General features: G+C 59.9%; 6 protein-coding genes. 4 read left to right on the top strand and 2 right to left on the bottom strand.

The genetic code is table 11. The features are described 5' to 3' along the window. Nucleotides 1–277 precede the first annotated feature (277 nt). Complete coding sequence (locus tag AC5E6N_RS22300; RefSeq protein ID WP_491749871.1) at nucleotides 278–508, bottom strand: DUF1674 domain-containing protein; 231 nt, start codon at nucleotides 506–508, stop codon at nucleotides 278–280. Between the two features lie 116 nt (nucleotides 509–624). Between AC5E6N_RS22300 and htpX the strand changes: the two genes are divergently transcribed. The 4 genes from htpX to purH all read left to right on the top strand — a co-directional run bounded on the left by htpX (nucleotide 625) and on the right by purH (nucleotide 6,494). Next, a complete protein-coding gene (gene htpX, locus AC5E6N_RS22295; protein ID WP_491749870.1) occupies nucleotides 625–1,566 on the top strand; it encodes a zinc metalloprotease HtpX in 942 nt (313 codons plus the stop codon). 11 nt (nucleotides 1,567–1,577) lie between these two features. After that, on the top strand, nucleotides 1,578–2,927 hold the full coding sequence (locus tag AC5E6N_RS22290; protein ID WP_491749869.1) for an RsmB/NOP family class I SAM-dependent RNA methyltransferase: 1,350 nt from the start codon (nucleotides 1,578–1,580) through the stop codon (nucleotides 2,925–2,927). A gap of 132 nt (nucleotides 2,928–3,059) precedes the next feature. Next, nucleotides 3,060–4,730, top strand: a complete 1,671-nt coding sequence (locus tag AC5E6N_RS22285) for a heparinase II/III family protein (protein ID WP_491749872.1) — start codon at nucleotides 3,060–3,062, stop codon at nucleotides 4,728–4,730. 147 nt (nucleotides 4,731–4,877) lie between these two features. Then, a complete protein-coding gene (purH, locus tag AC5E6N_RS22280) occupies nucleotides 4,878–6,494 on the top strand; it encodes a bifunctional phosphoribosylaminoimidazolecarboxamide formyltransferase/IMP cyclohydrolase (protein ID WP_491749868.1) in 1,617 nt (538 codons plus the stop codon). Between the two features lie 174 nt (nucleotides 6,495–6,668). Here purH and AC5E6N_RS22275 read toward each other — a convergent pair. Then, the coding region (locus AC5E6N_RS22275; RefSeq protein ID WP_491749867.1) for a hypothetical protein at nucleotides 6,669–7,290 on the bottom strand (622 nt) is incomplete at its 5' end.

The following is a 7,290-nucleotide window of genomic DNA, read 5'->3' as shown; positions in this document are numbered from 1 at the left end:
GCTCCACCGTCGAAAGCGGCAACAACTTTGCGTCCGTCGAAGCCTTCAAATTCGAATTGTTCACAGATACAGTGTGTTGGCATCGGACCCCGTCCTTGAATCTGGTAACTGTTTGTTGCGAAACAAGTTTCTCAGATTCCTGGGGCCGATGCACCCCATACTTTGAAAAATCCCGGCCAGCGCCGCAAGATTTCGCAAATCTTAACATCGCGCAAGGCCCCCTGCCGCGGCGAGACAGGGTTAACAAAGGACTGCACCGCGGATGGTGCGCCCCGGATCAGAAATCGATTGCGCGGCCGTCGATTTCCCAGTCGCCGTAGCGCCCCGGGTCCTTGCCGCCACGACCGCCCACTTCACGCTCGGGCGCGGGATGCTGCTCTTTCGCGATCCGCCGCTGTTCGGCCTCCTTCAGGGCGCGCTGGGCAGCCGGCGGCAGGTCTTCGAACCGTCGCCGGTCGTCCTTGGCATTCTCGATCCGGCCACTTTCCGGTTGCGGCTGTCTGTTCATGGTCGAAGCTTCCCGCTGGCACATTGAACTGTTGCGATATATTCCCAACATATAGGGAAAGCGGCCGATCAGTCACCGGTCCACAGTTTGGAGTGCCCACAGTTTGGAGTGAATGCATGAATATAGTGCGGACTGCAATGCTGCTCGCCTTTATGACCGCGCTGTTCATGGCGATCGGATATCTGATTGGCGGAACAGGCGGCATGCTCATTGCTCTGGCGATCGCAGCGGCGATGAACATGTTTTCCTATTGGAATGCCGACAAGATGGTGCTGCGCATGCACCATGCCGTTGAGGTGGATGCGCGCAGCGCCCCGGAATATTACGGAATCGTGCGGCAGCTTGCCGAACGGGCGCAACTGCCCATGCCCCGGGTCTATCTCATAAAGAACGACCAGCCGAACGCCTTCGCCACCGGGCGAAACCCCCAAAACGCCGCCGTCGCCGCCACGACCGGCCTCCTGCACATGCTGAGCCACGAGGAAGTGGCCGGCGTCATGGCGCACGAACTCGCCCATGTAAAACACCGCGATACGCTGACGATGACAATCACGGCGACGCTGGCCGGCGCCATTTCCATGCTCGGCAACTTCGCATTTTTCTTCCGCGGCGGCCGCAGCGGCCCGCTCGGTCTCATAGGCATGCTGGCGGCCATGATCCTGGCGCCGCTTGCCGCCATGATGGTGCAGATGGCGATCAGCCGCACGCGGGAATATTCCGCCGACCGCGGCGGAGCGGAAATCTGCGGTCACCCGATGTGGCTCGCGTCGGCCCTGGCCAAAATCGCCGGTGGCGCGCGCCGTGTCGTCAATGAGGATGCCGAACGCAATCCGGCAACGGCCCATATGTTCATTATCAATCCTCTGCACGGACAGCGAATGGACGGGCTGTTTTCCACCCATCCGGCAACCGAGAACAGGATTGCCGCGCTGAAGCAGATGGAGGCCGAATTCCACGACGCACCGGCATCGGCCGGCACAGCACCCGACGACGGAGCCGGCGGCGGTCCCTGGGGTCGCAACCGCGACAGCAAACCGCGTAAAGGTCCCTGGTCGTGAGCGGCACCGGGTTGGATTCCGCACCGGCCGGGACGGACGCAAAGGAAAAACCCGGACTTGCGGCGCGCAAGGCCGCGACCCGTTTGCTGTCGACCGTCATCGACAAAAAGACGCCCCTGGACGGCCTTCTCGACCCGGCAGGCGGCAACCCGGCCTTCCGTGCGCTTGAGCCGGCGGACCGAAGCCTTGTGCGCGCTATCCTGCTGTCGGCCCTGCGTCATCGCGGCCATATCGGGGCGGCCCTGTCACAAATGCTTGATCGGCCGCTGCCGGGCGGTGCCCGGGCCCTTGCTCATCTGCTTAACGTGGCTGCCGCCCAGATCCTCTATCTGGACGTACCCGACAGGGCGGCCGTCGACCTCGCGGTCGAACAGGCGCGGACCGACCCGAGAAGCCGGCGTTTCGCCGCTCTGGTCAATGCCGTTCTCAGACGGCTTGCGCGGGAAAAGGAAAAACGGCTGACGCGGATCGAATCCTCGACCTTGAACGCGCCGCCCTGGTTCGCCGAAAGACTTGCCATAGCCTATGGCGAAAGGTCGGACGCCATATTGGCCGCTCACGGGACCGAGCCGGCGATTGATCTGACGACCAAACAGGACCCGCGGGGCTGGGCGAACCGGCTTGATGGCATCGTGCTGCCGACGGGATCCGTGCGTTTGCAGGCGCATAAAGGCGCCCTTACCGAATTGCCCGGTTTCGCCGAAGGGCAATGGTGGGTGCAGGACGCAGCCGCATCCATCCCGGCTCGGCTGTTTGCCGATATCGATGGAAAGCGTGTCGCCGACCTTTGCGCTGCACCGGGAGGAAAGACCGCCCAGCTTGCATGCGCCGGCGCGCGGGTGACAGCGGTTGACCTGTCGCGCAACCGGCTGGGCTGCCTGCGCGAAAACCTGACGCGTCTCGGCCTTGAGGCTGAATGTCTGCAGGCCGATGTGCTGGACTGGCGGCCCGACCGGCTGTTTGACGCGGTTCTGCTCGACGCGCCATGCTCGTCCACCGGCACCGTGCGCAGGCATCCCGATATTCCATGGACCAAGGGCCCGAAGGACATAGAAAAGCTCGCGGCTCTGCAGGAGAGGTTGCTGCGCCATGCGCTGACGCTTGTGCGTCCCGGCGGGACCGTCGTGTTTTCCAATTGCTCGCTCGATCCGCTGGAGGGCGAGGCTGTCGTGGACCGGGTTCTGAAATCTGATGCGCAGGCCGTGCGTCAGCCCGTCGACCCCGCCCGCTGGGCCGGTCTGGAAGAGATGGTGACTGTTTCGGGAGATATAAGGACGACACCCGACATGCTTGTCCATGACACTCCGCAACTGTCGGGAATGGATGGTTTTTTTGCCTGCGTTATCGTCCGCTCACAATGATTGTTCGTATCTGAAAATTATATCTGCGGGTCATATGGTCTTGTGATATAGTTGTGCCAAGGGCCTCAGGAATGGGGCATACGGGGACGAGGATTGGCGGCAATACTGGTGCAATTCCGGCAATTTTTGCCGTTGTATTTCCGTGAGAGCTGGCGCCGTCTTTCCCGCCAGGTCGCTGTCGGACGCTTGAACCCGTGGCGCTTCATCGGTGCCGCTCCGGATCGGCTGGTGGTCGCACCGACGGATCTTCGCATCGCCGATCCTTATATTGCGCACGAGGTCCATCACGGCCGTTTTCCGCTGGCCGGGCGTGTTCTTGAAACAGACGGCAAATCACCGTTCCTCTACACCGGACCGTCTCTCGGATTTGATGAAATGCTGCACAGTTTCCGCTGGTTGCGGCATTTGCGGGCGGACAATACGCCGGAAGCGTTTGCCGATGCGCGCACGCTGACCGAGGACTGGATCAACATCTGGGGCCGGCAGTTTATCGGCGTCGCCTGGGACGCCAACGTGACCGCGCAGCGCGTCATATCGTGGCTCTCCCATTCGCCCATTATCCTGAAAAACCAGGACCGCGGCTTTTACCGTCGCTTCATCAGGAGTCTGGCGCTTCAAATCCGCTACCTTCGTCAGATCGCGCCCGCCATGCGTGACGGCGAAAAACGTTTCCGCGTGCGCATCGCGCTTGCGATGGCCACGCTTGCTCTTCCGGCGCGGCCGAACACGATCAATGCCGCCGCCCGCAACCTCGATCAGGAAATCGCCAGGCAGATACTGCCCGATGGCGGACATATCTCGCGCAACCCGCAAGTGGCGATGACGCTGCTTGCGGACCTCCTGCCGCTGCGTCAGACCTATCTCAACCTCGGATACACGCCGCCGAAAGGGCTTGTCTCGAGCATAGACCGCATGTTCCAGGCCTTGCGTTTCTTCCGGCATGTCGACGGAACCCTGGCGCTGTTCAACGGCACCACCGCGCAGCCGGCCGACCGGCTCCTGTCGGTTCTTCGCTACGACGAATCGACCGGCGAGCCGCCCCGCCATACGCCGCAGATGAACTATCAGCGGCTGTTCAATCACAACACGGTCATCATCGCCGACACGGGACCCTACCCCGCCGGCGAACTGTCGGCCACCGCCCATGCGGGATGCCTGTCCTTTGAACTGTCGTCGGGGCACCACCGTTTCATCGTCAACGCCGGCGCACCGGCCTTTCATCATGGAGAGTATCGGCGGCTTGCCCGTTCGACGGCGGCCCATTCCACCTTGATTGTCGACGACACCTCGTCGGCCACCATCTCTTCGTCCGGCTTCATCGGTCCGATCCTGACCAACGGGCCGCAAAAGGTCGATATCGAGCGCCGCGACGAGGCGGACGGACGGCAGGGATTCGTCGCCCGCCATGACGGTTACACCGGCCCCTTCGGCCTGATCCACGAGCGCTCCATCCAGTTGAGCGCCGACGGCAACATGGTCACCGGGCGCGACCGCATCGCCAAATCGGCCAATCACAGCCTGACGATCGATGAAAAGACGCAGGGCGCCATTCGCTTTCACATTCATCCCAAGATCGTCATCAGTCACGACAGCAATGGCGATATCGTGCTGACCGCACCGGATGGGGAATACTGGAAATTCATCTCGCCCGATATCGAGGCCGACATCGAGGAAGACATCTTCTTTGCCGATCTGGCCGGCCCCCGCCGCTCGCAGCAGATCGTCATTCATTTCATAATCGCGCGGCACTCGGAGATTTCCTGGAGTCTGGTGCGCACCGTGCCGAAGCCGAAGCGGCCATGAAACGGCCGGCCCGGCCGCCAGGGCGATCCAAATAGGTTTTAGAGCATCGGGCGACCGGTTTAACATCCGCAGTCGCTGTGTTAGGCGAGACAGCAGATCGGTCAAGACCGTCACATCCCGCAATGTCCGACCAACCAGGAGCCTGAAATGGCTGTCGCCTCGAAGAAAATCCCCGCGCCCGAACATGTCAGGCCCCGGCGGGCCCTGCTTTCCGTATCCGACAAGACCGGCTTGAGCGAGCTCGCAGCGGCGCTGGCCGCGCACGGCATAGACCTGGTGTCCACCGGAGGCACGGCAGCGGCGATCGCAGAAGCCGGACTGGCGGTGCGCGACGTCTCAGACATCACCGGATTTCCTGAAATCATGGATGGAAGGGTCAAGACCCTGCACCCCGGTGTTCATGGCGGGCTGCTGGCCATACGTGACGACGAACAGCATCGTCTGGCAATGCAGGAAAACGACATTGCCGGCATCGATATTGCCGTCATCAACCTCTATCCCTTCGAGGCGGTGCGGGCACAAGGGGGCGATTATCCGACCACCGTTGAGAATATCGACATCGGCGGCCCGGCCATGATCCGCGCAGCCGCAAAAAACCATGCCTATGTGGCCGTGATCACCAATCCGTCAGACTACTGGAGCCTGATTGACGAACTGCAAAACAACAAGGGCTCGCTGAGCCATGAGTTCCGTCAGCACATGGCGGCAAAAGCCTTCGCCAGAACCGCCGCCTATGACGCGGCCATCTCAAACTGGTTTGCCGACGAACTATCCGTCGAAAACCCGAAACATCGCGCCCTGGCCGGCAGCCTGCGGGACGTGATGCGATACGGCGAGAACCCGCATCAGAGCGCCGGCTTCTATGTAACGGGCGAGATGCGGCCGGGCGTCGCCACCGCAACGCTGCATCAGGGCAAACAGCTTTCCTACAACAACATCAATGACACGGATGCGGCGTTTGAATGCGTTGCCGAATTCGCGCCCGAGGCCGGGCGCGCCTGCGCCATCATAAAACACGCCAATCCGTGCGGCGTGGCAACCGGAGGCGATCTTGCAGATGCCTACCGCAAGGCCCTGGCCTGCGATCCCGTATCGGCCTTTGGCGGCATCGTCGCCTTCAATTCTCCACTCGATGCCAGGACGGCTGAAGAGGTGGTCAAGATCTTCACCGAAGTCATCATAGCGCCTGATGCCTCGCAGGAAGCACGGACAATTCTGGCAGCGAAAAAGAACCTTCGCCTGTTGACGACCGGCGGCCTTCCGGACCCGCGTGCGCCCGGCCTGATGGCAAAAACCGTTGCCGGCGGCCTTCTTGTTCAGTCCCGCGACAATGGGGCCGTCGATGATCTCGACCTGAAGGTCGCTACGGAGCGGGTGCCCACTGAGGAAGAGTTACGCGACCTCAAATTCGCATTCCGCGTCGCCAAACACGTCAAATCCAATGCCATCGTCTATGCAAGGGACGGCGCCACCGTCGGCATCGGCGCCGGCCAGATGAGCCGCGTCGATTCGGCCCGCATCGCCGCCCGCAAGGCGCGGGACGCGGCAAAGGCCCTCGGCCTTTCAGAACCACTCACAAAAGGGTCGGCCGTCGCCTCCGATGCGTTCTTTCCCTTTGCCGACGGCCTTTTGTCAGCCCTTGAAGCCGGCGCAACATCGGTCATACAGCCGGGCGGTTCGATGCGCGACGATGAGGTGATAGAGGCCGCGAACAATGCGGGCATCGCGATGGTGCTGACAGGCATGCGCCATTTCAGGCATTAGAGCGAGTTGTGATTAGATTGAACGTCGACAGAAAAAGGAGAAACGACACACGAAAACAAACTCGCCCAAACGAGCGGCGACTGTCAGGTCGATACTGTTTCAGTACAGCTTCCGATATTCTTCAGGGCCCTTGTGTCACACGCACTTCATCTCAAAACCAAACTTTTTTAAAGCTCACGCCGATCCGGAAACGAGCAGCGACCTGTATCCGCCATCGTCGATGAGGGCTTGCAGTTTATCAATGCTTCTTTTGCCCACAACATGGTTCCCTATTGTTGTTTCATCACACTTGCCAGCAAGAATTTTTGAGATAAGCGTAGCGGCCGCCTGTTCTTTCCTTAATGCGATAGCATCAGAATCACCTTCACCGGCCGGTGGGAGATACTCATGAACGAATTCAAGAAGTTCCGTTCGTTGGGTGGGTAAACGACGCATGATTTCTTGCACTATCCGAGTTCCCAGCGCCCTTTTGGTTGCTCCTTCGGAAACCTCGGGATATTTTTGCAACATCTCGCCTATATTAAGAAATACTCCATTCTTGTCAGCTTGCCTTTCGCTATCGAGCCCAAAAAGGTCTTTCAACGCATCCCCATCCATAATTGTCGCTTCATATTCTTTCGCATTCATTCCTCTATTTCGAATAAGATCGTATGTTGAATTGATGTTTTTATTCATTTTATTCAAAATATTCATTATATTCTTGTCTTCTAGCATTTGATTGTTTTTCGAAGAAAGATATTCTATCGCATCTGAAGGGTTTTTCACCTCACTGTCTTTTGAAACCAGCTCACAAAGT

Source organism: Hoeflea sp., from assembly GCF_984452065.1.
The sequence above is the reverse complement of the archived record's forward strand: the minus strand, read 5'-3'. Positions and strand labels throughout refer to the sequence as shown.